The sequence below is a fragment of the Nonomuraea spiralis genome (assembly GCF_014648435.1).
GTDB lineage: Bacteria > Actinomycetota > Actinomycetes > Streptosporangiales > Streptosporangiaceae > Nonomuraea > Nonomuraea spiralis.
In genome coordinates, this window is sequence record NZ_BMRC01000001.1 from 791,806 (window position 1) to 817,308 (window position 25,503).

28 protein-coding genes are annotated in these 25,503 nt (G+C 70.3%); 14 read left to right on the forward strand and 14 right to left on the reverse strand.

Translation table 11 applies throughout. The annotated features are described in order from the left end of the window. Positions 1 to 101 precede the first annotated feature (101 nt). Positions 102 to 1,100, reverse strand: a complete 999-nt coding sequence (locus tag IEZ27_RS03765; protein ID WP_189645868.1) for a quinone oxidoreductase family protein — start codon at positions 1,098 to 1,100, stop codon at positions 102 to 104. Then, positions 1,100 to 1,945, reverse strand: coding sequence for an MBL fold metallo-hydrolase (locus tag IEZ27_RS03770; RefSeq protein WP_189645869.1), 846 nt, complete (start codon positions 1,943 to 1,945; stop codon positions 1,100 to 1,102). Before IEZ27_RS03770 ends, IEZ27_RS03765 begins: the two co-directional genes overlap by 1 nt. A 75-nt stretch (positions 1,946 to 2,020) precedes the next feature. Between IEZ27_RS03770 and IEZ27_RS03775 the strand changes: the two genes are divergently transcribed. The 3 genes from IEZ27_RS03775 to IEZ27_RS03785 all read left to right on the forward strand — a co-directional run bounded on the left by IEZ27_RS03775 (position 2,021) and on the right by IEZ27_RS03785 (position 4,467). Next, on the forward strand, positions 2,021 to 2,371 hold the full coding sequence (locus tag IEZ27_RS03775) for a winged helix-turn-helix transcriptional regulator (protein ID WP_189645870.1): 351 nt from the start codon (positions 2,021 to 2,023) through the stop codon (positions 2,369 to 2,371). A 184-nt stretch (positions 2,372 to 2,555) separates the two neighbouring features. After that, positions 2,556 to 3,482 carry a hypothetical protein gene (locus tag IEZ27_RS03780; protein WP_189645871.1) on the forward strand — a complete coding sequence of 309 codons (927 nt, stop codon included), beginning with the start codon at positions 2,556 to 2,558 and terminating at the stop codon, positions 3,480 to 3,482. A 205-nt stretch (positions 3,483 to 3,687) separates the two neighbouring features. Further along, positions 3,688 to 4,467, forward strand: a complete 780-nt coding sequence (locus IEZ27_RS03785) for a hypothetical protein (RefSeq protein ID WP_189645872.1) — start codon at positions 3,688 to 3,690, stop codon at positions 4,465 to 4,467. A gap of 25 nt (positions 4,468 to 4,492) precedes the next feature. Here the strand turns inward: IEZ27_RS03785 and IEZ27_RS03790 are convergent, their stop codons facing one another. Beyond that, positions 4,493 to 5,443, reverse strand: a complete 951-nt coding sequence (locus IEZ27_RS03790; RefSeq protein ID WP_189645873.1) for an SDR family NAD(P)-dependent oxidoreductase — start codon at positions 5,441 to 5,443, stop codon at positions 4,493 to 4,495. A 54-nt stretch (positions 5,444 to 5,497) separates the two neighbouring features. Here IEZ27_RS03790 and IEZ27_RS03795 point away from each other — a divergent pair, with 54 nt between their 5' ends. After that, entirely contained in the window at positions 5,498 to 5,926 is a 429-nt protein-coding gene (locus IEZ27_RS03795; RefSeq protein ID WP_189645874.1) for a MerR family transcriptional regulator, read from the forward strand. A 60-nt stretch (positions 5,927 to 5,986) separates the two neighbouring features. Beyond that, positions 5,987 to 6,388: a hypothetical protein gene (locus IEZ27_RS03800; protein WP_189645875.1), complete on the forward strand. Its 402-nt coding sequence runs from the start codon at positions 5,987 to 5,989 to the stop codon at positions 6,386 to 6,388. Here IEZ27_RS03800 and IEZ27_RS03805 read toward each other — a convergent pair. Then, complete coding sequence (locus IEZ27_RS03805) at positions 6,378 to 7,565, reverse strand: cytochrome P450 (RefSeq protein WP_189645876.1); 1,188 nt, start codon at positions 7,563 to 7,565, stop codon at positions 6,378 to 6,380. The genes IEZ27_RS03800 and IEZ27_RS03805 overlap by 11 nt on opposite strands. Positions 7,566 to 7,674: 109 nt before the next feature. Between IEZ27_RS03805 and IEZ27_RS03810 the strand changes: the two genes are divergently transcribed. From IEZ27_RS03810 to IEZ27_RS03825, 4 genes are all read left to right on the forward strand, one after another. Beyond that, a complete protein-coding gene (locus IEZ27_RS03810; protein WP_189645877.1) occupies positions 7,675 to 8,289 on the forward strand; it encodes a TetR/AcrR family transcriptional regulator in 615 nt (204 codons plus the stop codon). A gap of 109 nt (positions 8,290 to 8,398) precedes the next feature. Beyond that, positions 8,399 to 8,548: a hypothetical protein gene (locus tag IEZ27_RS03815; protein ID WP_185845289.1), complete on the forward strand. Its 150-nt coding sequence runs from the start codon at positions 8,399 to 8,401 to the stop codon at positions 8,546 to 8,548. A gap of 50 nt (positions 8,549 to 8,598) precedes the next feature. Continuing rightward, positions 8,599 to 9,558 carry an MvdC/MvdD family ATP grasp protein gene (locus IEZ27_RS03820; protein WP_189645878.1) on the forward strand — a complete coding sequence of 320 codons (960 nt, stop codon included), beginning with the start codon at positions 8,599 to 8,601 and terminating at the stop codon, positions 9,556 to 9,558. After that, positions 9,555 to 10,586: a TIGR04500 family putative peptide maturation system protein gene (locus IEZ27_RS03825; RefSeq protein ID WP_189645879.1), complete on the forward strand. Its 1,032-nt coding sequence runs from the start codon at positions 9,555 to 9,557 to the stop codon at positions 10,584 to 10,586. The genes IEZ27_RS03820 and IEZ27_RS03825 overlap by 4 nt, the downstream gene beginning before the upstream one ends. Before the next feature lie 17 nt (positions 10,587 to 10,603). On the opposite strand, the gene IEZ27_RS03830 is transcribed toward IEZ27_RS03825, so the two are convergent. The 3 genes from IEZ27_RS03830 to IEZ27_RS03840 form a co-directional block, all read right to left on the reverse strand. Beyond that, positions 10,604 to 11,164 (reverse strand): GNAT family N-acetyltransferase, encoded by a 561-nt coding sequence (locus IEZ27_RS03830; protein ID WP_189645880.1) that lies wholly within the window; start codon positions 11,162 to 11,164, stop codon positions 10,604 to 10,606. 46 nt (positions 11,165 to 11,210) lie between these two features. Then, a complete protein-coding gene (locus IEZ27_RS03835; RefSeq protein ID WP_189645881.1) occupies positions 11,211 to 11,384 on the reverse strand; it encodes a hypothetical protein in 174 nt (57 codons plus the stop codon). A gap of 89 nt (positions 11,385 to 11,473) precedes the next feature. After that, positions 11,474 to 12,457 carry an AraC-like ligand-binding domain-containing protein gene (locus IEZ27_RS03840; protein WP_229823186.1) on the reverse strand — a complete coding sequence of 328 codons (984 nt, stop codon included), beginning with the start codon at positions 12,455 to 12,457 and terminating at the stop codon, positions 11,474 to 11,476. 376 nt (positions 12,458 to 12,833) lie between these two features. On the opposite strand from IEZ27_RS03840, the gene IEZ27_RS03845 reads away from it, so the two are divergent. From IEZ27_RS03845 to IEZ27_RS03855, 3 genes are all read left to right on the forward strand, one after another. Continuing rightward, complete coding sequence (locus IEZ27_RS03845; protein WP_229823189.1) at positions 12,834 to 13,874, forward strand: HesA/MoeB/ThiF family protein; 1,041 nt, start codon at positions 12,834 to 12,836, stop codon at positions 13,872 to 13,874. A 132-nt stretch (positions 13,875 to 14,006) separates the two neighbouring features. Next, positions 14,007 to 15,218: a hypothetical protein gene (locus tag IEZ27_RS03850; RefSeq protein WP_189645883.1), complete on the forward strand. Its 1,212-nt coding sequence runs from the start codon at positions 14,007 to 14,009 to the stop codon at positions 15,216 to 15,218. Positions 15,219 to 15,449: 231 nt separating this feature from the next. Then, the gene (locus IEZ27_RS03855) at positions 15,450 to 16,448 is read left to right on the forward strand and encodes a MarR family transcriptional regulator (protein WP_189645884.1); all 999 of its coding nucleotides are present in this window, start codon (positions 15,450 to 15,452) and stop codon (positions 16,446 to 16,448) included. An 8-nt stretch (positions 16,449 to 16,456) separates the two neighbouring features. On the opposite strand, the gene IEZ27_RS03860 is transcribed toward IEZ27_RS03855, so the two are convergent. Continuing rightward, positions 16,457 to 17,293 carry an MBL fold metallo-hydrolase gene (locus tag IEZ27_RS03860; RefSeq protein ID WP_189645885.1) on the reverse strand — a complete coding sequence of 279 codons (837 nt, stop codon included), beginning with the start codon at positions 17,291 to 17,293 and terminating at the stop codon, positions 16,457 to 16,459. Beyond that, positions 17,287 to 17,910, reverse strand: coding sequence for a dihydrofolate reductase family protein (locus IEZ27_RS03865; protein WP_229823190.1), 624 nt, complete (start codon positions 17,908 to 17,910; stop codon positions 17,287 to 17,289). Before IEZ27_RS03865 ends, IEZ27_RS03860 begins: the two co-directional genes overlap by 7 nt. Positions 17,911 to 17,956: 46 nt before the next feature. Here IEZ27_RS03865 and IEZ27_RS03870 point away from each other — a divergent pair, with 46 nt between their 5' ends. Further along, complete coding sequence (locus IEZ27_RS03870) at positions 17,957 to 18,460, forward strand: winged helix-turn-helix transcriptional regulator (protein ID WP_189645886.1); 504 nt, start codon at positions 17,957 to 17,959, stop codon at positions 18,458 to 18,460. Positions 18,461 to 18,841: 381 nt separating this feature from the next. Here the strand turns inward: IEZ27_RS03870 and IEZ27_RS03875 are convergent, their stop codons facing one another. Further along, a complete protein-coding gene (locus IEZ27_RS03875) occupies positions 18,842 to 20,806 on the reverse strand; it encodes a WD40 repeat domain-containing serine/threonine protein kinase (RefSeq protein ID WP_189645887.1) in 1,965 nt (654 codons plus the stop codon). 197 nt (positions 20,807 to 21,003) lie between these two features. Here IEZ27_RS03875 and IEZ27_RS03880 point away from each other — a divergent pair, with 197 nt between their 5' ends. Continuing rightward, complete coding sequence (locus IEZ27_RS03880; RefSeq protein ID WP_189645888.1) at positions 21,004 to 22,140, forward strand: TolB family protein; 1,137 nt, start codon at positions 21,004 to 21,006, stop codon at positions 22,138 to 22,140. Between the two features lie 15 nt (positions 22,141 to 22,155). On the opposite strand, the gene IEZ27_RS03885 is transcribed toward IEZ27_RS03880, so the two are convergent. The 4 genes from IEZ27_RS03885 to IEZ27_RS03900 form a co-directional block, all read right to left on the reverse strand. After that, positions 22,156 to 23,064, reverse strand: coding sequence for a hypothetical protein (locus IEZ27_RS03885; RefSeq protein ID WP_189645889.1), 909 nt, complete (start codon positions 23,062 to 23,064; stop codon positions 22,156 to 22,158). After that, the gene (locus tag IEZ27_RS03890) at positions 23,061 to 24,101 is read right to left on the reverse strand and encodes a hypothetical protein (protein ID WP_189645890.1); all 1,041 of its coding nucleotides are present in this window, start codon (positions 24,099 to 24,101) and stop codon (positions 23,061 to 23,063) included. The genes IEZ27_RS03885 and IEZ27_RS03890 overlap by 4 nt, the downstream gene beginning before the upstream one ends. Continuing rightward, positions 24,094 to 24,711 (reverse strand): RNA polymerase sigma factor, encoded by a 618-nt coding sequence (locus IEZ27_RS03895; protein WP_229823192.1) that lies wholly within the window; start codon positions 24,709 to 24,711, stop codon positions 24,094 to 24,096. Before IEZ27_RS03895 ends, IEZ27_RS03890 begins: the two co-directional genes overlap by 8 nt. A gap of 165 nt (positions 24,712 to 24,876) precedes the next feature. Further along, the coding region (locus IEZ27_RS03900; RefSeq protein ID WP_189645891.1) for a proprotein convertase P-domain-containing protein at positions 24,877 to 25,503 on the reverse strand (627 nt) is incomplete at its 5' end.

Sequence of the window (25,503 nt, forward strand, 5' to 3'; positions counted from 1 at the left end):
GCTCTGGCCTCTCGGCTCACGGATGGAACACCCCTACTTGCCCGCCCGAGGCCGACCGGTTCCCACCGTCAGGCCGGCCCCGCCCTGAGGGTGTTCCGCTGCTACGCCTGGGGGTCGAGGAAGACCCTGCCGAGCGGGCGGTCCTCGACGACCCGGCGCTGTGCCTCGGCGGCCTGTTCCAGCGGGTAGACCCGGTCGACCGCCGGTCGCAGGGCGCCTTCGGCCAGATGCCCGAGCAGGGTGCCGTAGGTGTCGGCGAGTTCCTGCTGGGCGAACGCGGTGAACAGGAATCCTTCGAGCCGGGCGGTCTTCCAGATCAGGTCGGTGACGTCGATGGACGCCTTGGTGCCGGCCGTGTACCCGATGCTCACCACGACCCCGCCCTGGCGCAGCGCGCCGAGCGCCTGACCGGTGAGGTCGCCGCCGAGACCGTCGAGGACCACGTCCACTCCGGCGCCGTCGGTCAGCCGGGCGACGCCGTCGGCCAGTGTCTCGGCCTCAAGGTCGATGACGGCAAGACCGTCGGCCCGCGGGATCGCGGCGAGACGGTCCGCGCCGCGGGCGGTGGAGATGACTTTGGAGGCGCCGAGGAGCGGGGCCACCTGTGCGGCGGCGGAGGCCACCGCGCCGTAGATGCCGGGTGCCAGCACGACCTGCCCCGGCCGGAGACGGGCGACTCTGGTGAGCGCCAGCCAGGCGGTCAGATATCCCGAACCGGCCGCCAGGGCCGCGGCTTCGTCGTCGTCGACCTGCTCGGGGATGGGTACGAGGTGGCTGGACGGTACGGCCGCCTCCGCACGCCACGTGCCGTCGAGTTTCGTACCGTAGCCCCAGCCGCACAGCAGGACGCGCGTCCCGGGTGCGTGTCCGGAGGCGCCGGGGTCGATCACCCGGCCCACGGCGCTGGCTCCGGGGACCAGCGGCAGCGGCTTGCGCATCGACGGGGGCAGCACACCGTTGCGGACCTTGTCGTCGAGCGGGCTCACCCCGGCCCGGGTGATCTGGATCACCACCTCGGCGTCGCCGGGCGTCGGCCGCGGCACCTGGTCGATCCGCAGGTTCTGGAGGCCGCCGAACTCGTGGAATCGTACGGCGCGCATCATGCCAGCCGCTGCGCGTTGAGCCAGACGGTGCCCGGGTTGAGGCGGTCCGGGTAGCGCCGGGTCATCTCGTCGAAGAACGCCTGAGGGGTGGGCTTGGCGGCGACCACTTCCAGGGCGGTACGCAGGTATTCGGCGGTCTCGTCAAGGATGCGTGGATCGTCCGGGCGGTCTGGATCCTTGTGCCCGGCCACCACGGCCGTGGGCCGCAGGGCGCGTACCGTCTCGATGGCCTGGAGCCAGGTGTCCACGCCGCCGTCGAACCCGCCGTCGGCGAGGTACTGGTGCACGTTGTTGTACGCGACGTCACCCGCGACGACGAGGCCGAGCACCGGCACGTGCAGCACGGTGGAGTCGTCGCCGTCACTGTGGCCGACCTCGATCGGATGCAGCCCGTGCCCTTCGAGCACGAGCCCCTCGGCCGGCACCGGCTGGGCGGTCACCCGCAGGTCGGGAAGCTGCCCGGGGAACAAGTTCTCCCAGAACGACCGGCGCCGCCCGCTGATCGAGGCGTGCATCAGCCGGATCGTGCCCTCGGTGGCGACGACCGTCGCTCCCGGGAAACGCTCGGCCAGCAGCGCCGCGCCGAACCAGTGATCACCATGACCGTGGGTGATGTAGATGTGGGTCAGATTCCTGCCCGAGCGTTCGGCCCAGTCGCCGGCCTGCCGGGTCTGCTCGACGGTGAAGGGCGGGTCGACCAGGATCGCGTCGTTCGCGCCCTGGATGAGGGTGGTCGAGAGCGGCGACCACTGTTGGGGCGCGCCGGTGGGAAGCGTGCCGCTCGTGGGGATCTGTCCTGATACCCACACTTCGTACGATGGCTGCGCGGTTGTGCTCACCATGCTGGCTCCTTGCCGATAAGCTACTATCAATAGGTGAGAAGCTATCGAAAAGATAGTAAGTCGGGAAGGTGAGTCATGTCACATCGCCAGCTGGACCCGGACGACATCCGGCCGTACTGCCCGTACTACGCCGCGGCGATGGACACTCTGGGTCGCCGCTGGGCCGCGACGGTGTTGCGCGCGCTGCTGGGCGGGGCCACGCGGTTCAGCGACATCGCGGCGGCCGTACCCGGCATGACCGACAAGCTGCTGTCGCAACGCCTGAAGGATCTGGAGGCCGACGGGCTCGTCGAGCGGGTCGTGCAGGCCACCACCCCGGTGCGGGTCGACTACCGGCTGACCGAGAAGGGTGCCGCGCTCGGCGCGGTGCTGCTCGACCTCAACCGCTGGGCACTGGACTGGATCACCCTCCCCGCCAACCCTTGAGGGTTCGTCCCGACGACGGCGGCGCGCCGTAGAACGGCGATCACCAAGGGGCGCCGCGCGACCGGCCGGCATGCCGTTCGAACTGCACGGGCGGAGGTTCGGTAGATCAAATCCGATATGTTGTCTTTTGTCATGTCTTCGCACTGTCTTGGGGGCGTTGTCGGTGCGCGCAATACCGCTGATCGTGGCTCTCGTGCTGAGCCTGGCCGGTTGCGGTGCGCTCCCCGGACTGCCGCTGCGGCCCTTCGAGGCTCCTCCGCCGACCCGGACCCCGACCGCCTCGCCCGCCACCTCGCAGCCTCCCTCGCCTACCGCCTCGCCCACCACGAGCGCCACCCCCGCTCCCTCCGCGACCAGGGCGGCCCTGACCGTCCCGCAGGCCCGGAACGCCATGCGGAAGTGGGTGGACGACTACAACGCGATGCTCAGGAAGCGCAAGTGGTGGCGGTCGAACGCCCGCCTCGACGCCCTGTTCATCGAGGGGGCACTGCACGAGGGCGTGCTCGAACGCAGCCGTGAGGACCTCGGATGGAAGCCGGAGCACAAGCCGATCAACCCGACCGGCACCCCGACGATCTATCTGCCCAGGCCGGAACGGCAGCCACCGATCGGTGACTGGTTCATCGCGAAGGCGACCTACAAGGACACCAAGGGACACAGCCGCCCGCACGTGCTCGCGTTCTTCCGCTCCCCCGGGCAGTCCTTCAGGCTGGCCGTCGTGACCCCGCTGCACTGGGGGCAGCAGATGCCCAAGCCGCTGCTCGACGCCGACGGTTACGTCACCGACATGGACAACACCGTGGCGGGAGCCGTGGCCGAGGAGTACCGGAACTTCTGGAACGGGGAGAAGAAGAAGGAGGGCGACTCCGGCTACCGCCTGGCCGGGAACAACTACAGCCGCAAGGCGTTCCCCGAGGTCAACAAGGGAATGTACGTCGGATATGCCAGTTACGGCGCCGTCTTCGGCTTCCGTACGGCGAGTGGCGGCATGTTCTTCCTGTTCGCCCTGCTCAACGACCCCAAGAGCGTCAACAACGTGCTGAGCGAGGCGCTGCTGGTGCCCAAGGGCAGCAGGTCCATCCAGGAGCTCGGCGGAAGCTGGTTCTCCTAGGGACGCATTCCTGCGCCATGGCACTTCTGCAACTGAATCTTGCCGGTCACAGGGAATGGGCTTCGGTGTGGCGTCGATGAGTTGATTCGTGGCAAGTGTAAACATCGTACCGGTCTAGATGCCCTGCTCGGTGTGTGGAAAAGGCCGCATTCCGGTCTATGGGCTCGGATAGCGACTACGGGCTGCATTCCGAAAGGAACGGTACATGTTCATACTCGATATGCGAGCAAAAGCCGACACCATTCCCTTCCGATCGACGGCATGTCGCCTTGGGCGGACCACGAGACGGGCAGCCCTACGCGGCTCGCTCTCGACGGCCCTCGTCTTCAGCATGGTCCCGGCGGCACACGCGGACGACGACGGGCCGTGTGGCGAGCGCACCTTCTTCAAAATCCATCAGCTCTCGCCGAGAAATTTCTTCATCCCCCGCACCCGCTACATTGACGGTCCCGGCGGGACCATCACGGTGACGGTGACCCGCGAATACGAGGTGAGGGCGTTCCGGGAGACGGAGGACGAGCACCAGGTCTCGATCACGACCGGAGATCTGGTTCGCAACCTGCGCAAGATGGGGGTCCCGCACCTCGAAGAGCGGCATATGGTCTTCACCGGCCATGAATACAGCCGGACTATTAGTAAGGGGATGTATGGCAATATGTGGTACCGGGTTTTCGGCTACCGCATCGGCTGGTCGGCCTGGTCGGTGCTCGGCACGTGCCGGGAGTTCAGGGTCGCCTCGGGCATCGCCAACGTGCCCGCCAGGGTGGAGGGCTGGCGCTACTGGGAGTCCAAGCACCCCACCTTCAAGGGCCGCACGTTGTCCCTCGACGGCACGGGTCCCTCCGGCGGCGGCGGCGATGGGTCGCGGGCGGGGGCGGGGGCGGGGAAGCCGGGTTGGTTGGGGCCGTCGACGGCCCCGCTGACGAGACCGTCGTTGCCGCGACAGGCCCCCTCGGCCCCGAGGGAGAAACCGCGCAGGCGCTGACCCGCCGGCCGCCGCGCCCCCTGCGTCAGGAGAAACGATCCAGCCCGGTGAGTTCGCCGGACAGAGCCCACAGCCGGGACGCGGAACCGGGATCGATCGCCCACGGCTTGACGCCGCCGACGAGCATGTCGTCAGTGGTCGCGGGTTCGGCGATGTCGCAGTCCTGGCAGTAGGCGCCGCCGTACTGGTCGAGCGGGGGTGAGGTGGCCGCCCACACGGCCGTCGCCGCACCCTGCGCCGGGGTCTTGAAACCGTCGGCCGGGCGGCCCTCCGGGGTGATCCAGCCCTGGGCGATCTGCTGCTCGCGGGGGATGCGCCGTTGCAGCGGGGTGAGGATGCTGCCCGGGTGCACCGCGAAGGCATGTACGCCCTCGGCCGCCCCGAGGGCGTCGAGATGGACCGCGAACAGGGCGTTGGCCGTCTTGGACTGCCCGTAGGCGAGCCAGTGGTCGTAGCCGTGCCGCAGGTGCGGGTCGTCCCAGCGGATGTCTGACAGGAAGTGCCCGGACGAGGCGACCGACACCACCCGCGCCCCGGCCAGGGCCGGGCGCAGGCGGTTGACCAGGGCGTAGTGCCCGAGGTGGTTGATGGCGAAGTGCGGTTCCCAGCCCGGTCCGATGGGCGTGTTCGGGTACGCCATGACCCCCGCGTTGCCGATGACGATGTCGAGCGGCCGGCCGGTCTCCAGGAACCGGTCGCTGAACACGCGGATGTTGTCGGGGTCGGCCAGGTCGAGTTCGTGCACCTCCGTGCGCGGGATGCCGTACAACGCCTGTGTCGCCGTGGCGGGACGGCGGGCGGGCACGACGACGTGCGCCCCGGCGCGCGAGAGCGCGCGCGTGGCCTCCAGCCCGAGACCTGAGTAACCACCGGTGATCAGGACGTTCTTGCCGGTCAGGTCGATGCCGGCGAGGACGTCGTCCGCCGTGCTGTGCCTGTCGAACCCCGAGCCGATCTTGTGTTGCGTGATTGCCATGGACGCGACGGTAGAATCTAGAGTGCGATCTAGGTCAAGCTGTGGCGGTGGAGCATGAGCAGGCACGCGGACGGCCTTTCCATCGGAGACGTCGCGAAGGCGACCGGCCTGGGCGTGCACGCCCTGCGGTTCTTCGAACGTGAGGAGCTCTTCCTCCGCCCGATTCCGCGTACGGCCGGAGGGCAGCGCGTCTACGACTCGGCGGACGTGGAGTGGCTCCTGCTGTGCAACCGGCTGCGCGAGTCCGGCATGCCGATCGCCACCCTGAAGGCGTTCGCCCGGCTCGTCCGATCCGGTCCTGGCAACGAGGCGGAGCGGCTCGCGCTCCTGGAGGAGCACGAGAGAACCGTCCGGGACAGGATCGCCGACCTGACGGACAGCCTGGAGATCATCCATGGCAAGGTCGTCACGTACCGCAAGCACGTCGAGGAGGGAACCGCGGCCGGGCTCTGGTCGCCGACCCCCTCCACGCCAGGGGCATGACGCGGGTCACCATGGGAGCGAGGCCGCACCTACGGTGAGTCGATCACGAGGGAGCCCCCCATGAACGTCCGTCGCCCCCTGGGGACCACAGCCTTCTTCGTCGCCCTTCAGTTCACAGGGATCCCCCTGCTGCTCAGACTGCTTCTCACAGAGGAGAACAGGTCCGACCCGAGAGCGTATCCGCGGTACCCGCCTCCACCCGGCTTACCTCTGGAACACGAGCAGTACGTGACCTGGACAAATGGTCACATCGCATGGGTCGGCCAGTTCTTCCAGCAGTTCGGGCATGACCGCGAGAAGGCTCACCTCGGCCACCAGCAGGCGGTCAAACTCCAGAAGGCTCTCCGGGACTACGTCACCGACTCGGCGGAACTGTCCGGAACGCAGTTGCGCCGGCGGTTCGCGGAGTTCCGCCGGCAGTTCGAGAGCCTCACGGATAGCGAGCCGGTGGTCACCACGTGACGGGCAGGCTCGTCAGGCCCGATCCGCGCGTGGTGGTCAGTTCGCCGGCGGGTACGGCCAGGGTGAGCGAGGGGATGCGGGTGAACAGGGCGCGGAAGGCCGTCTCCAGTTCGGCGCGGGCCAGGTTCTGCCCGAGACACTGGTGGATGCCGTGGCCGAACGTCAGATGTTGCCCGGCGGGCCGGTGCACGTCCAGCTCCAGGGGGCGGTCGAGCAGCGTCTCGTCGCGGTTGGCGACGGAGGTGACGATCAGTACGCCGTCGCCCTCGCGGATGAGCCGCCCGCCGACCTCGACGTCCTCGATCGCCACGCGAGGGAGCAGGCCCTCGCTGGACACGTACCGCAGGAGCTCCTCCACGACGCCGGGCAGCGCGAGCGTGCCGCTGCGGACGGCGGCGAGCTGTTCGGGGTGTTCGAGCAGTGCGAGGGTGCCCAGCGAGATCATGCCGGAGGTGGTGACGTGTCCGGCGATCAGCAGGACGAGAGCCAGCCCGACGACCTCGTCCCGGTCGATCGTGCCCTGTTTCACCTGGTGGGCGAGCAGGTCGTCGATCAGCCCGTCGCCGGGGGCCGACTGTTTGGCCCGTACCAGCCCGTCGAGGTAGCCGCTGAGTTCTGCCATGGCCTGAGGGGCGTGCTCGGGGTCGTGCCGGAGCCTGGCCTGCCGTTCGAAGAAGGCACGGTCTTCGTACGGGACGCCGAGGAGTTCGCAGATCGCCAGCGAGGGCACCGGCAGGGCGAAGCCGGACACCAGGTCGGCGGGCGGGCCGGCGGCCAGCAGGGTGTCGAGCCGGTCGTTCGCGAGCTGTTCGAGCCTGGGCCGCAGTGCCGTGATGCGCCTGACGGTGAACGCCGAGATCAGTGCCCTGCGCTGGCGCTGGTGCTCCTTTCCTTCGGCGCCGAGCAACATCGGCCTGGTACGCGGGCCGGGTACGTCCGGAAGCGGCAGAGGTGAGCCCGGGTGCGTGCGGTCGGCGGTCAGCCGGGGGTCGGCCAGCAGGGCGCGGCCCTCGGCGTATCCGGTCACCGCCCATGCCTCGCGCCCGTCGGGCAGCCGCACCTTCGTCACCGCGCCGCCGCCGGGCCGGCGGGACGGTCGGTAGCCGTCCGCCGGGAGGTACGGGCAGGATTTGACGGTCGGCAGGCCGGGCAGCGCGTCGGTGGTGTGTTCCGTCACGGTCGGTCCTCCACACGAATCGTCGCCTGCTTAAGATGCGCAGTGCATCTAATTACCGCAAGCACGGTAACACGCATAAGATGCGAAGCGCATCTTAAGGAGTGATTCGATGACGGTCACGCGGCGGCGCGGACAGCGGCTGGACGACGCCATCCTCGACGCGACCTGGCAGATCCTTCAGGAGGCCGGCTACGCCAGGCTGACGTTCGAGGCGGTCGCCGCGCTGGCCGGCACCAGCCGCCCGGTGCTCAACCGGCGCTGGCCCACCCGGGCCGAGCTCGCGCTCGCGGCCATGGAACGCGCCGCCCCGCCCGTCGTCGCGGCGCCGGCCACCGGCAGCCTGCGCTCGGACCTGGTCGAGCTGCTGCGGCAGGCCGTCAATGGGTTCGGCGCCGTACGCGGCGAGGTGCTGGCCGGGCTGCTCGCGGAGACGGCCCGCGACCCGGACGCCACCGCCGCCGTACGCGCGTGGATCGCGCGGTCCACGACCGGGGACACGATGGCCGCGATCCTCGCCGGCGCGGCGGAGCGGGGCGAGATCCGCACCGCGGACGTCCCCGCGCGCGTGCTCCGGCTGCCGTTCGACCTGGTACGCAACGAGGCGATCCGCTACGGCCTCCCGGTCGCCGACGACGCGATCGCCTCCATCGTCGACGACGTCGTCCTTCCTCTCGTCGGCCACACATGTGGCGGGACGCCTGCCGCCGCTCCGCCCCCAGGATGACAGCTGATCATCCACACGACGGACGACGCCTGCCGTGCCCTCTCCCTAACGTGTTCCACGCGATGGGGCGCATCCGGCTCCCCATGCGTACGAAAAGGGCGGGATGAACATGGGGAAGACTCGCACCAGCATCGACGACATCGCGGCCCTGGGCGCTGAGCTCGACGAGGGCCAGCTGCTCCAGGTGAACGGCGGCGCCAAGAGCCAGGTCATCGTGATCCACGGTGGCCACTCGCACACCTCCGGCGACAGCAACTAGTACGCCGTGGGGGCGCGGCCCAGGTCGCGCCCCCGACCGGAACCACGCTGATGATCCTCGTACTGACCTGCGGCGGGGACGAGCACGCCGAACGCGTTATGGGGGCGCTCGCCGGGGCGGACGTCACCGTCTTCGACCCCGCGCGGTTCCCCGCCGCCGCCACCTTGGAGATCGGTCATCCGGGCGACGGCTCGACCGTCCGGGCCCTCGGGCATGGCGGCCGCCGTCTCGTCCTCGACGAGCTGACCGCGATCTGGTACCGCCGCCCCGGGAATCCGGTGGCCCACCCTCTGACCGTCGCCCGCGACCACGTCGAGGAGGAGTGCCGCGTCATGGCCGAGAGCCTCTGGGACGGCCTGGGGTGCCTCAAGGTCCCCGCCTCCAGACCGGTCATCGACCGCGCGGGGCGCAAGCCGTACCAGCTCGAAGTGGCCAGGCAGCTGGGCTTCGAACTGCCCGCGACGCTGATCACGAACGATCCCGAGTCCTTTCTCGACTTCTACGGCCGGCACGAGGGCCGGGTGATCACCAAGCCCGTGCACGGCAATCAGCTGGAGGCGGACGGTGAACGGTTCGGGCGGTTCGCGGCGCCCGTGACCCCGGCGGACCTCGGTCATGCCGACGCCCTGCGCCTGTGCCCGGTCATCGTCCAGGCGTACGTTCCCAAACGGGTCGAGGTGCGGGTGACGGTGGTGGGCGGCGAGCTCTTCGCGGCGGAGATCCACTCCCAGGTCAGCAACCACACCCGCTACGACTGGCGGCACTACGACCCGGGCGCCACCCCCGTACTGCCGCACGACCTGCCCGGCGAGGTCGCCCGGCGCTGCCTGGACCTGGTCGAGCGGCTCGGGCTGTCCTACGGCGCGATCGACCTGATCCTCACGCCGGACGGCCGCCACGTCTTCCTGGAGATCAACCCGAACGGCCAGTTCCTGTGGATCGAGGACGCGACCGGCCTGCCGATCAGCACGGCGATCGCCGAACTGCTCAAGAGCGGAGTGAGACGATGACGTACGGGCCGATGCTCGCCGACGCGCTCGGCCTGCTCAGCTCGGGCATGCCCGAAGGCGGCCTGGACGGGTTCCGCGCGGCGTACCCGCAGGCCCGGACGCGACTGGTCGCCCAGCGCGAGGAGTTCGACGGCTCGTTGCAGCACGCCCTGCTCATCAAGGACGGCGACGGCGCCACGATCTCGCTGTCCTGGTGTGCCGACCGGGCCCTGCCGTGGCCGTTGCGCGGCGTGCACCGTGCGGGCGAGCACCTGCTGCTCCGGGTCAACGGCATCGAGACGCCGGTGGCCAGGGCGATCGCCTGCCTGGACTTCATCTGGGACGAGTCCGCGCTCTCCGACCGGCTCATCGCCGACAGCCTCGTACGCGAGGAACTGGCGGAGGCACGCCAACCGCTGAGCGACACCTCGTTGCAGGAGGCGATGGACGCCTTCCGCCGCGCCCGCGGCCTGCTGACCGGCGCGGCGACCCGGGCCTGGATGGACCGCAACCGCATCTCCCACCAGGAGCTGGAGGAGCTGGTCGCCCTTGAGGCCGCCGTCGCCGCACTCCGCTCGCGGGTGGCCGCGGGACGGGTCGAGGACTGGTTCGCCGAACACGGCGCGGAGCTCGACTCCGTCCGCGTCGCGCGGGCGGTGTTCGTCGCCGAACCGGTCGTGCCCGACGCGGACGGGTTCCTCCACGCGGTCGAGCGGGCCTTCGCCGACGGCAGCGCCCGTCCGGGCGAGGTGTTCGCCACCCTGCGCCGGGGCGACCTCGACGGGGAGACGGCCGAGCGGATCTTCGGGGCCCCTGCGGGGACGATCGCCGGGCCGTTCCCCGTGGAGGGCGGGCACCTGCTGGTCAAGGTCCTGGCGGTGGAGCCGGCCGTGCTCGACGAGACCGTACGCGACCTCGTCGAACGCCGGATCTTCGGCGAATGGATCGAGGAGCGCAGGAACACGGCCAAGATCGAGTGGTTCTGGGGGGTCGCGGAACGGACGGCGGCGGGCGCCGGGGCACCGCGGGCACCGCGCGAGCGTGCGTGAGGGCGCCGCCCGGTGGTTCAGGTCTTCTGGCGGTTGGCTCGCCATTCCGGGGCGAGCACCGACCAGACCTCGACGTCGTGCCGTTCGCCCCGGTGCGGGTAGCTTTCGCGCAGTACGCCGTCCCGGGTCATCCCGATCCGGCGGGCCACGGCGATGCTGGCCGTGTTCCCCGCCGCGGCCTGCCACTCCACGCGGTGGATGCCGCGTTCCTCGACGGCCCAGTCGATGATCACGCGGATGGCCCTGGTCACCAGGCCCTTGCCCGCTGCCGACGGCTCCAGCCAGCAGCCCGCCTCGGCGGTGCCGTGCTCGATGTCCATCGTCCGGAACAGGACGCCGCCGACCAGCTTGCCGTCGACCCAGATGCCGTAGATCCGCCCGATGTCGGCCGCGGCCTTGTCCGCGTACGTCCGCAGCACCGACCGGGCCGACTCCAGGTCGGTGACGAGGTCGGGCAGGGAGATGAACCGTCCGATGAACTCGCGTCCCCGGTCCATGTGGTTCAGGAACTCCTCGGCCCGCCAGGGCTCCAGCGGACGCAGCTCGGCGCCGTCGTCGCCCAGGGAAATCGCGAACATCGCTTCCTTTCCGTCCAGGATTAACCCGTTCTGTCGAGGAATCTTCTCACGGGGACGCGCCGGTCTCCTGGAGCCGTACCGGTCCGGGGCCTCGGTCGCGCAGGCCCGACAGGGTGGGACCAATGGCGATGCCGCCGCCGGCCGATCCGGTCGGGGACCTGGAGGTGTCGAGATCACCGCCGATGCCCGGCAGCGCCACCAGCACGACGCTGACCAGCATCACCGGAAGCGTCGACGGAGAGGGCCGATCCACGGCGGCGGGATGCTCAGACGGTTCTGTCGAGGTGTCCATGCCCCCTTGGGGCGGGCTCACCGGTTCGTGGTGCGGGTCAGGGCCTCGTGGCGGTAGTCCTTGGGCGGCAGGCCGTACTTCGCGCGAAAGGATCTGCTGAGGTCGGCGGCGCGGGGGAATCCCCAGCGTGCGGCGATGACGTTGATGGGCTGTCCGGCGAGCCTCGGATCGGCCAGATCGGCGCGGCAGTGCTCCAGGCGGCGGCGCCGGATCCAGGCGGTCAGCGTCGTGCCCTGACGCTGGAACAGCAACTGCAGGTAGCGCACGGAGATGTGGTGCCGCTGCGCGACGGCGTGCGGCGTCAGGTCGGGGTCGCCGAGGTTGTGCTCGACGAACGCCCGGATGCGTGCCATCAGGGCCAGGTCCCTGGTCTCGGGCGACAGGCGGTCCTGCGCGTTCAGGCGATGGGCCAGGAAGGCCAGGGCCATGTCCAGCGTGGCGGCGCCGAGCCGCTTCACGTCGGGCAAGGACATGGACGACGCCTCGCGTACCAGCGTCTTGAGGTAGGAGGCGAGGATCGCGCCGATGCCACCGCCCGCGGGCATCCTGCCGGCCACGAGCGCGTCGACCTTGCCGGACGGCAAGGGCAGCTCGGACTTGGGCAGATGCACGATGATCGCCCGCGCCGGGCTCGGGCCGTCGAACGCGCCCCCCTCGTAGGGGCGGGAGGTGTCCCACATCACCAGGTCACCGGCGGCCATACGGGTGTCGTTGCCGCCCTGGGAGATCCACATCGTGCTTCCGGCGATCAGGGCGAGTTCGTACCTCTCGGGGTCCGAGCGGCGGATCAGCGCCGGCGTGCGCACCGAGCTGAGCGCGGGGAACGACATGGTCGTCAGCTGTACGGCGTCCAGGTCGATCGCGCCCGCCGAGGCCCGGAAGTCGGCGGCATGGCCGCTGGCGACCCGGATGGGCGCCACGTCGCGGCTGATCAGGTCGCACCACCAGTCGAAGCGTTCGCCGGGCGGCAGGTCCGTGCTGTGCAGGGTGACGAGTCCCAATCCGCACCTCTCACGACATGATCTCGGGCTTGGAGACCCTACTCGATATGTGGCGGGAAACGCGCGGCCCGGCAACTGTCGAGGCAGTGGCCGGGCGGTCGCGACGTGCCGGCTGTACCGCCATTGCCAAGGAACGTTGCGCGCACCGCCAACGACTTTCCCGATCGGCCGTGAGTAGGCTGCGCACGCCGGAATCATGAATTCCCGAACAGTTCCCGGGTACGGCGGCACGATTCCAGCATGAAAGCGGTTCTGAAAAGGGCTTTCGGGGAGTGATGGAACGATGAACGGCGCCGGCGTCGCAGGTGACCCTTTACATATTCGGCCACAACTCAAGAATGTCGCCTGGGAACGAACAGGCGACGAGCTCCGCCTCGTGTACGACCTGCGTGACCAGTTGATGGTGAGCGACCCCGACGGCCACGTGGAGAAACTGCTTGCCCTGCTGCACGAGGGCGGCCGCACCGTCAGGCAGCTCGCCGACGAGCTGTCGCTGCCCGTCCAGGACGTGCTCGGCGCGGTCGAGTCCTTCGACGCCGAACGACTGCTGGAGGACGGCGAGCGCCTGGGCAGGCTCGACGCCACCGAAGCCGAGCGCTACTTCAGCAATCTGGCCTTCTTTGAGTCGTTCGGGACGCTGGCGCGCAGCCGCGAGGACCTGCAGCGCCGGTTGAGCGAGTCGCACGTGCTGGTGCTCGGCACCGGCGGCCTCAACTCCAACACGATCCCGCATCTCAGCGGGCTGGGCGTCGGCAGGATGACGCTGGTCGACAGGGACACCGTCGACGTACGCAACTTCGCCAGGCAGTACCTCTACCGCTGGGAGGACCTCGGCGCGAGGAAGGTCGAGCGGGCGGCGGCGTGGGTGCGCTCCTTCGACCCCGCCATCGAGGTCCAGGCGATCGACACGGGCATCGAGAGCGCCGAGCAGCTGGCCGAGCTCATCGACAGGACTCGTCCTGACGTGGTCGCCTCGGGGATCGACCAGCCCAAGGAGATCGACCTCTGGGTCAACGCGGCCTGTGTACGGCACGGCGTACCGTTCGTGCGCGGCGGCATCACGGTCACCAAGGGAATCGTCTGGTCGGTCGCGCCAGGGGTGAGCGCGTGCAGGGGCTGCGTACCCGCCGATCCGACCGAGCCCGAGGGGCACGCCGATCCCGACGAGCCCGCGCTCAACGCCGAGATCGCCGCGGCCCGCCTGTTCTTCGGCAGGCCGCAGCCCAACAGGGGCATCGGCCCCGTCGCCGGTCTGCTCGGCGCCCTCGGCGCCTTCGAGGTGCTGCGCTACCTGACCGGTTTCGAGCCACCGGCGTACGCCGGTCGGCCACTCACCATCGACTTCGCCGGCGCGTGCGCCATGAGTCAGGCCGAGTGGTCCCGTAATCCCGAGTGTGTGAACTGCGGAGGGAGTTGACCACCATGAAGATCGAGATCGTACGGATCGAGAACACCCGTCTGACCGGCCTGGCCACGCCCGACTCCTGACCGTCGGCAGTGCGCGCCCCGGCCATGGCCGGGGCGCGCCCTTGGAACCTCAGGAGGGTGTATGTCCGCCATCGTCGACAGAGACCTGCGTGAGCGGGCCGCACGGCTGAGCGTCGCCTTCGACGGCGATGCCTGGATTCTGGGCCGCCCTGACCTGGGAGTCTTCGTCGCGGTGCCCGAGCCGGGCGCGGTGTTCGTCACCACGTTGCAGGAGAACGGCTCGGCCGCCGAGGCCGCGAGACGGGCGAGCGAGGTGGCGGGCGAGGAGGTCGACGGGGCCGACTTCCTCGACGGTCTCACCGGCGCGGGCCTGCTCGACCCGCCCGCACCCGCCGAGGAGCGAGCCCCCAGCGGCTGGATCGAGGGGCTCCGCCAGGACACGGCGGCCAGGTTCTTCGGCAGGACCGCCTGGTCGTGCTACGCGGCGGCAGCGGTCTTCGTGGTGGTTGTCCTGGTGTTCGTGCCCGATTTGCGCCCTACGTGGAAGGACGCCTGGTTCCTACCCAGCGCCGCGCTGTCGATGCTCACGTACCTGCTGGCCGGCATCGCCTTCAGCGCCCTGCACGAGGCATGGCACTGGATCGCGGGCAGGGCACTCGGCATCCCCGCCACCTTCAGGGTCAGCTACCGGGGCCTCTACATCGTCTTCGAGACCGACCTGACCCAGATCGTCAACGTGCCGCGCAGACGCAGGTACGGGGCCTACCTGGCGGGCATGGCCATCGACGCCGTGGTCGTGGCGGTGGCGCTGGGGTTGCGGCTGCTCGACACCTCCGACGTGCTCGCACTGCCTGCGACGCTGAACGGTTTTCTCGGCGCGGTGGTGTTGTACCGGCTCATCGGGATCGTCTGGCAGTGGGCCGCGGTGCCGATCCGCAGCGACGGTTATGCCGTACTGGCCAATGCGTTGCGCTGCTACAACCTGTACCGGGTCACCTGGCTGACCGCCAAGGCCAAGCTCTGGCGCCTGAGCTTCGCCGAGACGGCGGAGCTGGACGCGGCGGGCGAGCGTGATCGGCGCGTCGCGCGCTGGTTCGCGCTGCTGTACCTGGCGGGGGTCGTGGTCATGGCCGGTGTGTTCGTGCTCGTGGCCCTGCCGCTGCTGCTCGCCCTCGCCCGGTGGGGCCTGGCAGGGCTGAGCACCGGCGCGATCGGTACGGCCGCCTTCTGGGAGGCGCTCGCCGTGGCGGCGTACGCGGTGACGCAGCTCGCCCTCCCCCCGCTCCTCGCCCTGCGGGAACGCCGCCTGCGAAGGTCCGGCAGGCTCCTGTGAGAGGTGTGGTCGGCCGGTCATGAGTAGGTCGACTCCTTCGGCGCTTCAAGGCATGGCGCGTTCCTCCTGCCACACGCGGAACCGCCGTCGGGACGGTGCAGGCACTTCGACCTCCACGGATCGGAGCCGGGAGCGTCACCCAGGTCCGGGCTGGGCAGGAACACGCAGGTCAACGGCCATCACCGATCAGGTTGTGATCGCCCTGTGATTCCGGCGACGGAGTATGCGATCATGATCAAGGGGACCTTGCGGATCGTCTTCACCGGTGAGGATCTGGCTCGTGTGCGCATCGCCGGCCGGGCGGACGTGATGTGGGAAATGGCGCTGAGCCTGCACATACTCCAGCGGCCGGGCGGGGCGAGCACGCTGTCCGGCTGGCGGCGGCAGGCCCGCGCCGACCTGGCCGAGGCCGGGTTGCTCAAGCCGGTACGGGAGAGGTTGGTGCCGCTGGTGCCGATCAAGGCGTACTTCCCCGACTTCCTGACGCCGTACGAGTCGATGAACGGGTTCCGGCAGGGCCTGGACGTCCTGGCCGACACGCCGTCGGCGCGGGTGCGGCACGAGGTCGACCAGTTGCGGCCGCACGCGCCGGTGCCCGCGACGCTGGACGACCTCGCCCGCGGCAACCGGCGCTCCATCCGCGGCCTGGCCCGGTTGAGCGAGCGGTACTGCCAGGTCGCCTTCGGCTCCCGCCGTACCGACATGGAGGCCGCGCTGGGACGTGAGCGCGCCAGGCTGACCCGCGTGCTCACCGACCAAGGCGTGGAGGCGATGCTCGCGAGCCTAGGGCCGTCGATGCGGTGGCGACCTCCGGTGCTGGAGGCCGACTACGCCACCGGCCGGTACGAGATCCGCCTGCAAGGACGCGGCCTGACGCTCATCCCCTCCTACTTCGGGCGGTTCACGCCGGTCGCGATGGCCGATGTCAGCCTGCCGCCCGTCCTGGTGTTCCCGATCCAGCACGCGACGCCCGCCCCTGGCGCCGACCTCGACGACGCGCTGCCCGACCTGCTCGGCGCCACGCGGGCCCGCGTCCTGCGCTGCATCGCCGCCACCGACGGCTGCACCACCAGCGAACTCGCCCGCAGGACCGGCGCCTCGCTGTCATCGGCCAGCGCGCACGCCCAGGTGCTGCAGCGCTCCGGGCTCGTCACCAGCACCCGGCACGCCAACATGGTCATCCATCAGATCACCCGGCTGGGCAACGACCTGATCCTCCGCCGGCAGTGATCGCCTCGCTAGCGGGGTGTGTCGGCGTGATCGTTTCGCTGGTCGAGGCGCCGGCGTTGCCCTGTGTGCACGTGGCTCACCCATTCCCAGCCGGGCCTGGCCGACGGGCCGATCCGCGGGTCGCCGGGCTCCCGGCCGTCGCGCAGGGCGTGCACGTACGCCCGGTCCTGGTCGATCCGTACGCGTACCTGATCGGCTGCGCCGACCGACCCGTGACCAGGGACGAGGACGTCCACCTCGCCCGCCACCTCTTCGAGCAGCCGCAGCGCTGTGAGGTATTCCTCGATCGGGTCGGCGGTGCCGTCCAGGTCGAGCATCGGGATCAGGACGTCGGAGAGCATGTCGCCGGCGACGAGAACCCCGCGTTCCGCGATCAGGAGCGCCGCGTGGCCCGGCGCGTGTGCCTGGTGCTCGATGATCTGGACTTGGGGGCCGTCCCATGGGATCCGCGTGGTTCCGGCGGGCAGGCCGGTGATGAGGCCGAGCAGGTCCAGCGGCACCTGCCCGGCGACCTCCGTCTCGATCAGGTGGGCGGCGATGCGGTCCTTCGCATCTGCCTCCGACAGCAGCTCTCGGACGGTGGCCGCGCAGCGCGCCGTGCCGTAGCGGGGCGCCTCGCCGAGCCGGGTGTGCCAGAGCAGGTGATCCCAGTCCGGATGGGTGGAGAAGCCTGCCACAACGGGCTGACCCGACTCGCGCAGGTCGTCCGCGAGGCAGTCGATCTCGGCGCCGGTCACCCCGGGGTCGACGAGCAACACACCGGCCCGGCCCCGCACGACAATGGCGTTGCTCTGTACGAACTCGCTCTGGTGGACCAGCACACCCTCTGCGACCCGCGTCAACACGGGAGCACCTCGCCCGCGTCGCGGATGGCGTAATGGTGCATCGTGACCCCCTGCTTGAACGATCGTTGTTCGAGCAGGTCGAGCTCGATCGGCACGTCGTAGTCGTCGAACAGCGGCCTGCCGAAGCCGAGGACCGCGGGATGGGTGAAGAGCAGCAGCTCGTCGAGCAGCCCTGCCCGGAGCAGCTGTGTGGCGAGCGCCGCGCCGCCGACGCTGATGCCGCCATCGGTGCTGGTCCGCAGGTCGGCGAGTTGCTCGATCGCGTCGTCCCCGCCGACGACCCGGGTGTTGTGGTCGGCGTCGCGGCGGGTACGGGAGACGAGCACCTTGGGCTTGGCGGTCCAGATCTCGCCGTATTCGCGCATGTAGTCCGGCAGCGACGTGTCCTCGCCCGCCCTTGGCCAGTACTCCTCCATGACCTCGTAGTAGACCCGGCCATGGACCATGAGCGCGAGCGCCCGCGTCCGCGCGTTGCACTCGCGGTGCAGTTCCTCGTCGATGCGCAGCCACTCGCCGGCGCCGTTGTCCCCGGGGACTTGCTCGATCCGCAGGTCGAGGGACACCTGCATCGAATAGACGAAGCGGCCCATCAGCTCCTCCTCCCAGAGTGCTTGCATTTTGCAACTACTATAGGGAGGGCGAAATGCCTGTCAAGGAGGAATCGTGGAACCACGGTCCGGGTGTCCGATCAACGCCGCCGTCGAGGTGGTCGGAGATCGCTGGTCGTTGCTCGTGCTTCGCGACGTCATCTTCGGCGACCGCCGCTACTTCCGGGCACTGCTCACCGGGTCGATCGAGGGCATCGCCTCGAACATCCTCGCCGACCGCCTCGTACGGCTCGTCGAAGCGGGCATCCTCACCCGCGGCACCGCCGCGCGGGGGCAACGCGCCCGTTACAGCCTCTCCGAAGCCGGCATCCAGCTTCTTCCGATCATCTACGCCCTCGGCAACTGGGGCCTCGACTGGCGCCCGGGCGGCGCCGACCTCCGGAGCCGGCAGCAGCTCATGCGCGACGAGGGCCCGGCGTTCATCGCGGAGCTCATGGACGAGCTCCGGGTCCGCCACCTCGGCGCCCCACCGAAGCCACACGACGGCCCAGGCCCGTTCGAACGCCTCGACGCCGCTTACGCCGCAGCCGCTGATCAAGAACCCGTCGATGGGCGGTGACGGAACGGCATCCGAATCCCGTCGCTCCGTCCTGTCCAGGCGTCTTCACCCCCCGGCCGAGGCAGCCTCTCATCGAGCGGCGGGAATGGCGATGCCGAGGCTGGCCGCGTAGGCCCATTACGGGTACTGGGCTGCCCGCACCCCAGGCTGCCACGGCGGGCAGCGCGCACGCCGTGACTGCCTCAGGGAGGTGCTCGATCATCGCGGTCTCAGCCGGAACGCCACCCGCGGCAGGTCGCACCCCTGCAGCTTGGGTGAGCGGCTGATCCCGACAGCGGGTTACGCGGCGGGCCCCCAGCCGAGCGCCTCCACCATGACGGCCGTCATGCCGGCCTCGGCAGGCCCGAACTGGCCGCGATGCCCCGCTCAATCAGGTGAGCTTCAGGACGGGTAGGGCGGGTCGAGTGACCAGAGGTCGGCCCCAGACGCGTTCTCGGCGAGCAGGACCATGCGCTCGCCGACGCGGCCGATCGCCATGGAGTCCGGCCCGTAGACCGGTTCCACGGGCGGCGCGAGCGGGCGGCCGGTGTCCAGGTTCCACACCTGGATACCGTTGTGGCCAGTGTCCTCGTTGTCCTTCAGGTTCACGGTGCTCACCGCGACGGGGACGTCGCCGAGCTCGCCGATCGCCACGGCGTTCGAGACGGTGTCGCCGATGTTGTCGATCTTCCTGATCAGCTTCCGCGTCCGCAGGTCCCACAGGCGCAGGTCGCTGGAGACGACCACAGGAGAGCCGTGGAGCAGGCCGACCGTCAGCCCGTTGCCCGACTGGGTGGTCAGCGGGTCGCCGAGTTGCCGGCCTGTCGTCGCGTCCCAGACGCGCAGGACGCCGTCCACCCCGTCCAGCGACACGGCCACCGGCGACTTGTCGACCTCGATGAGCGCCAGCGCGTTGACCTCGTCGAGGTTCCCGGTGAAGGTACGCAGGAGTTTGCCCGACGACACCTCCCACATCTTGATCGTCTTGTCGACGCCGCCGGTGAGCGCGAAAGTCCGCCCATCGAACGTGCCGAGGGCGACGGCTTTGACCTGCTTGGTGTGCCCGGTCAGTTCGCTGACCGTGCTCCGGCTCTGGATGTTCCAGATCTCGACCGTGCCGTCGAACCGCCCGGTGAGCGCCATCGAACCGGTCGCGGCCAGAGCCGTGATCGGGCCGCGGTGCGGTGGCGGGTAGGAGATCGCCAGGCTCTCGTCAGCGATGAGGTCCCAGAACGTCAGGCGCTCCTCGTCGGCGACGAGGGCGATGGGCCGGCCGTCGTACTGTGCCATGGCCACCGCCTGAATGTCGGCGTCCTTTCCACCCGGGACCTCGCCGAGGTGGGCGCCGAACCCGGTTCCCTGCCGCGACCACACGACGACGATGGCCACGACGACGGCGACGGCCGTCACCGTGGCGATCAACCGCGACCGCGGCCGCGCGGCCCTTGGCCGGACCCGAGGCGCGGATGGCAGGTGGACGGACGCGAGCGGCGAGAGGGCGCGGGAGCCTCCGTCGTCCACCCGTGTCCGCTGGCCGGCCGCGTTCTCCTCGGCGAGCGGATCGTGGCCTAACAATCGCAGCAACACCTCGTGCGCCGCCGGCCGGCCTTCCGGCTGCTTGGCCAGGCAGCGCCGTACGAGCTCGGCGAGCACACCCGGCAGGGCGGGCAGTTCGGGCTCGTGGTGCATGACCCGGTGCATCGCCACCGCCGCGTTGTCGCCGCCGAACGCAGTGCGTCCCGTCGCGGCGAACAACATCGTCGCGGCCCAGGAGAACAGGTCGGAGGCCGGTCCCGCCTGCTGGCCGGAGATCTGCTCCGGCGACATGTAGGCAGGCGTGCCGACCAGGCCGCTGCCGGTGGAGGCGGTGGACTGCACCACTTTGGCGATGCCGAAGTCGATCACCCGGGGCCCGTCGGGGCCCAGGATCACGTTGTGCGGCTTGAAATCGCGGTGCACGATGCCGGCCCGGTGGATCGCCGCCAGCGCCGTCACCGTGCCGATCGCCAGCCGTTCCAGCGCGCCGGCTGCCAGCGGGCCCGCCCGCCTGACCGCTTGGTCGAGCGACTCTCCCTGGATCAACTCGCTGACGATGTACGGCAGGCCGTCGCTCACCCCGGCGTCGAGAACCCGGGCGGTGCAGAACTCGGCGACCTGCCTGGCGGCCTCGGCTTCGCGCAGGAACCTGGCGGCGACGTCGGCGTCCCCGTTGAGCCTGGCGTGCAGCAGCTTGATCGCCACCCGTTCGCCGGACGGCCCGTCGGCCAGGTAGACCGCGCCCTGCCCGCCTTCGCCCAGAGCGCCGAGGAGACGGTAGACCCCGACCTGAACGGGCTCGCCGGGGCGCAGCGGACGCGGATTCGCCACACGCTCTCCAAGGTCGGTTCTGTGAACCCGGCACATCATAGATCGCCGCCACGCCGGCGGCGAACCGTGCGCCTGGTGCGGCTCGGCGCTCCTCCTCGCCCGATGCGGGACACGATCGCGCCGCGATTCCTTCACAGGTTCTCAACTGATCAGGTCCCGTGCTGGTCAAGCATGCCGATCCATACGATGATCGCTGCATGTCGTCCCGTTCGTCAGCCGCGCTGGCGGGCCTGGCCCTGGTCGTTCTGGTGGCCGGATGCGCCGACCCGGCCGCCGGCCGGGTGTCGCTGGTCGGCGCGACCCAGCCCCCGGTGGCCCCGCCGCCACCGCCGTCGCTCATGGTGTCCGCGGAGCCGGTACGGCACCCGTACCCGCAGGCGACCTCCTTGGCCGAGCCCGTGGCGACCGGAACTCCCCTGGCCACGACGGGTTCCCCGCGGTACTTCCTGTCCGCCCGCACTCCGCTCGCCCACTTCCCCGGCAGGTCCAAGACCGCTGTCTTCACCCCGGTGCCGCCCGCCGTGCACGACGCCGAGACCGGGGCGTTCATCGCGAACGTCCCGCTGCCGCCCGGCGTCGAGAGTTCCTGGCACCTTGTGGCCGCCGCCCGCGACAACCGTACGTTCGCCGTCGCCGGCTGGACCGAGCCGAAGAATCCAGACATTCGCTTCTTCCTGGTACGCCTCGGCGAGGACGGGCGCCCCGGGAAGCCGACGGCCGTCACGCAGACCGACGCCGACGACCTGACGATCGTCTACGACCTCGCCCTCAGCGCCGACGGCACCCGGTTGGCCTACTCCACGCCGCTCATCGGCGGCGGCGCCAAGATCTCCGTGCTCGATGTCGCCACCGGCCGGCGCCGGGACTGGAAGACGATGACGCACTCGATGGTGAGCGGCCTGTCCTGGGCCCCGGACGGCCGCTCGCTCGCCTATGTGCTGGGTGGCCGGGCCATCGCCCTGCTCGATCTCACCCGGCTGGGCACCGATCCGGAAGGTGCCGCGTCCCGGATCATCAAGAACGCCACGGGCGTCATGCCGTTCGAGTCGTTGGCCCACACCCCTGACGGCGGCGCGCTGATCTACACGTCCGGGCACACCGTCGAACGGATCCCCCTGGCGGGCGGTCCGGCGCAGGTCCTGGCCCGGCCGGAGCTGCCGCCCGGCGCCTCGCTGAGCCTGCGCTTCAGCGTGGACGGGACCGGCGAACACCTCCTGTACGTGCACAATTGGCGCGCCCACCAGGTCTCCCTCGCCGACGGCGCGGTCACCTCGGTGCCGATCACGGTCGGCGAACGTCCGGGCGAGGGCGGCTCGCCGCGCGCGGCCTGGTGATCAGAGGCTGCAGGCTCAGCTCTCGCCGGGAACGGCGGGCTTGTCGTTCGTCCAACCGGCCTTGAACGTCTTCACGCCGGACTTGCCGAGCACCTGCTCGCCGTCGTCCCTGAGGTCGGTGTACTCGGCCAGCAGCGTCATGGCCGTGGTGTCCACGATCAGCTGCTGCTTGAGCACCGACCCCCCGTTGGACGGGACGGGCAGGGCGAGCTTCTGGCCGGGGCGGCCCAGCGGGTCCTTGCTCCGGCCGAGATCGCTGACGCCCTTGGTGGTCTTGAGAACCTGGAACGCCGCGGCCCTGACCTTGTCCGGCGCCGGGTTGACGTACAGGAGCTCGACCGCCCGCCCGGCGACGTACCGGTCGCGGTTGACCAGCCAGTCGTTCTTCGTGGCCCTCGGATCGGTGGTCTTCGCCTCTTCGGCGGCCTCGTCGATCCAGGCGTCGACCTCGGCGGTCAGCTGCTTCCTGAGCGCCTCGGCCTCCGCCGGCAACTCCTGGAGCTGCTGGTACGTCACGTACTTCTCGCCGAACCGGAGCCCGGCGGGCCGCCCCTTGGTCGCCTGCACCCAGCCCTTGCCGGGCCGGCTGGACAGGTGGATCTTCATGCCTTCCGTGCGGTAGTCCCAGGTGGTCGGGGATCCGTCGGCGCGCCAGGCCGCCTCGTCCTTCTTCGTCGCGGGCTTGGCCCCGAGCGCGCGGTAGCCGGACCAGCCCTTGCCGTCCGGCGACAGCCAGTCGGTGCTGACGCTGCGCTGGATCAGGTGGTAGCCGCTGCCGACCGCGCGCGGGTGGGTCGTGGTGAAGGTGGTCTCGACCCGCCAGTACGCCCCCTTCGGCGCGTCGGCGGATGCCGGAACAGCGGCCACACCGGCGAACAGCAACCCAGCGGCGGCGGCGGTGGCAGCGGCAAGAGTGAATCTCATTCGTTCTCCTTCAACGGGTTGGAATCCGCCCAGCGGCTGTCCTGAATCGCGGTGTACGTCAGGAGCAGGCCGTCCGCGGCGGAACGGACTTCGAGGGAAAGCGGTCTGCCGGAGGCGGGGTCGATCACCAGCCGGGTCCTGGTCGCCCCCTTGTAGTTCGGCGGCGCGAACTCCCCGGACTCGTATTCGATCGCCTGCCCGGCCCGGCCCAGCGCGTCGGTCACCTGCCCGGCGGCGCTCACCCCGGGCAAGGACGCGAGCAGCCGGTACGCGGCGGCCCTGCTCGCGCTGGTCACCGGCGCGAAGAACAGCAGCCGCGCCGCGCTGTCGATGGTCGTACGGTCGTCGGCGGCGAAGAACGCCTTCAGCCCCTCAGGGGTGTCGGGCACCTCGCTCATCCTGGTCAGCGGCTTGCCCGCCGTGAGGATGCGGAAGTCCCAGTCCTCGCTCGACCAGGTCCGCCGCTCACCGGGTGCGGACCGTACGACACCGATGGCGCCGTTCTCCGAGGGCTTGTCGTACGTCCAGGACGTCGGCGAGCCGTCGGCGGCCCACGCCGCCTCGTCCTGCGGGGTCGCGGGCTTGATCCCTTGAGAGGTCTCGCGGTACCAGGTGAGCCCTTCGGGGTCCGCGGGGATCCAGGTCTCGACCGACTCGCTCTCACGCAGGACGTACCGTCCGCCGGGCTCGTGGAACAACCGGCCGCGGACCTCCGTGCTGCCCCACCACGCGCCCTCGTCGGGCATGGCGGCCACCGAGGCGGCCGCGACCAGCAGGAAGCGTTTGCCGTCCGCCTGGGTGACCGCGCCATGAGGAGTGGTCATGCCGCCGGGCGCGACGTTGGCGACGACGATCGCCGTCGCGGCGGCGGCACCGGCCAGGCCGAGCGCCAGCGCACTCCCCCTGCCGGCCCGGCGGCCCCGCCGTACGCGCTCCTGGGCGAAGGCGGCGGCCAGCCGTTCGCGGCCGGCCCGCTCGACCTCGGGGGACAACGGCGGCGTGGGCAGCAGGTCCCGCACCGCCTGGTAATCATCCATCAGAGCCTCCAAGCAATGGATTGACGCCGCCCAGGGCGGCACGAAGCTTCCTGCGCACCCGGGACAGGCGGGACCCGACGGTCCCGTACGGGATGTCGAGCGCCTGGGCCACCTCTTCATGGCTCAGCTCGCCCAGCGCGCTGAGCAGCAGCACGTCCCGGTCGCCGTCGGACAGCGCCCGCAGTTCGGCCGCGAGCCGCCCCTGTGCGCTCGCGGCGTCCACGCGGGTGACCACGCGATCCTCGTGGCCGTGCTCCCGGCCGTCGTCCGTGCCGGCGTTGCGCTGCAGCGCCGCCAGGCGCCGGGCTTCGGCGCGGCGGTGCAGTGCGATCGTGGTGCCGGCGAAGCCGTACAACCAGGGACGGACCGTGCCACGCCGGGGATCGAACGTCTCACGTTTCCTGAACGCGGCCAGGAACACCTCGGCCGTGAGATCGTCCGCGGCCTGCCCGTCGAGCCGCCTGCCCAGGTAGGCGTGGATCTCGCTCACGTACCGGTCGTAGATCTCACCGAAGCGTTCGGGGGTCCGGCGCGACAGCTCCACCAGAGCCTCGTCGCTGATCGTCCCCCGCGGATCGGCGAGATCCGTAGCCGTCGAATTGGCAGTCACATCCCCTACTCATCCGATGGGCCGTTCTGCTTTCACGCCCGGCGGCGGATCACCGGGGACATCGGCTGGAAGAGGATACGAGAAGGTCGCCCGGGTGCTGCGCGACGACGTGAAAGGGCCCCGGCCGGTCACCCGGCCGGGGCCCGTTACCCCTGAATACGACGGTCAGAGAGTGATGCTCCAGGAGTCCAGGAAGCCGGTGTCACCGGCGTAGACGTCCCTGATGTCGAGCGTCCAGGTGCCGGCGGCCTGCTGGCTGACCGGGACCGAGAAGGTCCTGGTGCCGTACTGCGTGCAGGAGGTTCCGCCGTAGGGGTCGACCAGGTAGTAGGTGTTGTTCGGGCCGCGGAGCCGGATGTTCAGGTCCTCGGCGCAGGTGTGGCTGATCGTGATCGAGAGCTGGACCGGGGAGGTCGCGGTGCCCGTCGCGTTGGACGTGATCGCGCTCCGGGTGGTCGTGTAGTCCCTGATCTGGTAGTTGGTGTCATTGGTGAACGTACGGCCGGGGCCGCCGGTGCCGACCGTCAGGGTGTACGTCGCGGTGTGCGTGGTCGAGCCGGTGCCCGTGACGGTGATCTGGTAGGTGCCCTGCGCCGTGGAGGCGCCGACCGACAGCGTCAACGCCGAGGAGTTGCCGGAGGTCACCGAGGCGGGGTTGAAGCTCGCGGTGGTGCCGCTGGGCAGTCCGGTGGCGGTCAGGTTGACGGTCTGGGCGCTGCCCGAGGTGGTCTGGGTGTTGACCGTGGTGGAGGCGGTGCCGCCCGGCTGGGCGCTGCCGGAGGAGGAGCTGAG

Coding starts and splice junctions, on each gene's coding strand:
- IEZ27_RS03790 (WP_189645873.1), bottom strand. CDS start 5,443: ATGGCAATCACGCAACACAAGATCGGCTCGGGGTTCGACAGGCACAGC.
- IEZ27_RS03835 (WP_189645881.1), bottom strand. CDS start 11,384: ATGCTGGTCAGCGTCGTGCTGGTGGCGCTGCCGGGCATCGGCGGTGAT.
- IEZ27_RS03765 (WP_189645868.1), bottom strand. CDS start 1,100: ATGCGCGCCGTACGATTCCACGAGTTCGGCGGCCTCCAGAACCTGCGG.
- IEZ27_RS03775 (WP_189645870.1), top strand. CDS start 2,021: ATGTCACATCGCCAGCTGGACCCGGACGACATCCGGCCGTACTGCCCG.
- IEZ27_RS03820 (WP_189645878.1), top strand. CDS start 8,599: ATGATCCTCGTACTGACCTGCGGCGGGGACGAGCACGCCGAACGCGTT.
- IEZ27_RS03855 (WP_189645884.1), top strand. CDS start 15,450: ATGATCAAGGGGACCTTGCGGATCGTCTTCACCGGTGAGGATCTGGCT.
- IEZ27_RS03885 (WP_189645889.1), bottom strand. CDS start 23,064: ATGAGATTCACTCTTGCCGCTGCCACCGCCGCCGCCGCTGGGTTGCTG.
- IEZ27_RS03770 (WP_189645869.1), bottom strand. CDS start 1,945: ATGGTGAGCACAACCGCGCAGCCATCGTACGAAGTGTGGGTATCAGGA.
- IEZ27_RS03850 (WP_189645883.1), top strand. CDS start 14,007: ATGTCCGCCATCGTCGACAGAGACCTGCGTGAGCGGGCCGCACGGCTG.
- IEZ27_RS03880 (WP_189645888.1), top strand. CDS start 21,004: ATGTCGTCCCGTTCGTCAGCCGCGCTGGCGGGCCTGGCCCTGGTCGTT.
- IEZ27_RS03825 (WP_189645879.1), top strand. CDS start 9,555: ATGACGTACGGGCCGATGCTCGCCGACGCGCTCGGCCTGCTCAGCTCG.
- IEZ27_RS03890 (WP_189645890.1), bottom strand. CDS start 24,101: ATGGATGATTACCAGGCGGTGCGGGACCTGCTGCCCACGCCGCCGTTG.
- IEZ27_RS03810 (WP_189645877.1), top strand. CDS start 7,675: ATGACGGTCACGCGGCGGCGCGGACAGCGGCTGGACGACGCCATCCTC.
- IEZ27_RS03800 (WP_189645875.1), top strand. CDS start 5,987: ATGAACGTCCGTCGCCCCCTGGGGACCACAGCCTTCTTCGTCGCCCTT.
- IEZ27_RS03795 (WP_189645874.1), top strand. CDS start 5,498: ATGAGCAGGCACGCGGACGGCCTTTCCATCGGAGACGTCGCGAAGGCG.
- IEZ27_RS03865 (WP_229823190.1), bottom strand. CDS start 17,910: ATGCAAGCACTCTGGGAGGAGGAGCTGATGGGCCGCTTCGTCTATTCG.
- IEZ27_RS03785 (WP_189645872.1), top strand. CDS start 3,688: ATGTTCATACTCGATATGCGAGCAAAAGCCGACACCATTCCCTTCCGA.
- IEZ27_RS03815 (WP_185845289.1), top strand. CDS start 8,399: ATGGGGAAGACTCGCACCAGCATCGACGACATCGCGGCCCTGGGCGCT.
- IEZ27_RS03830 (WP_189645880.1), bottom strand. CDS start 11,164: ATGTTCGCGATTTCCCTGGGCGACGACGGCGCCGAGCTGCGTCCGCTG.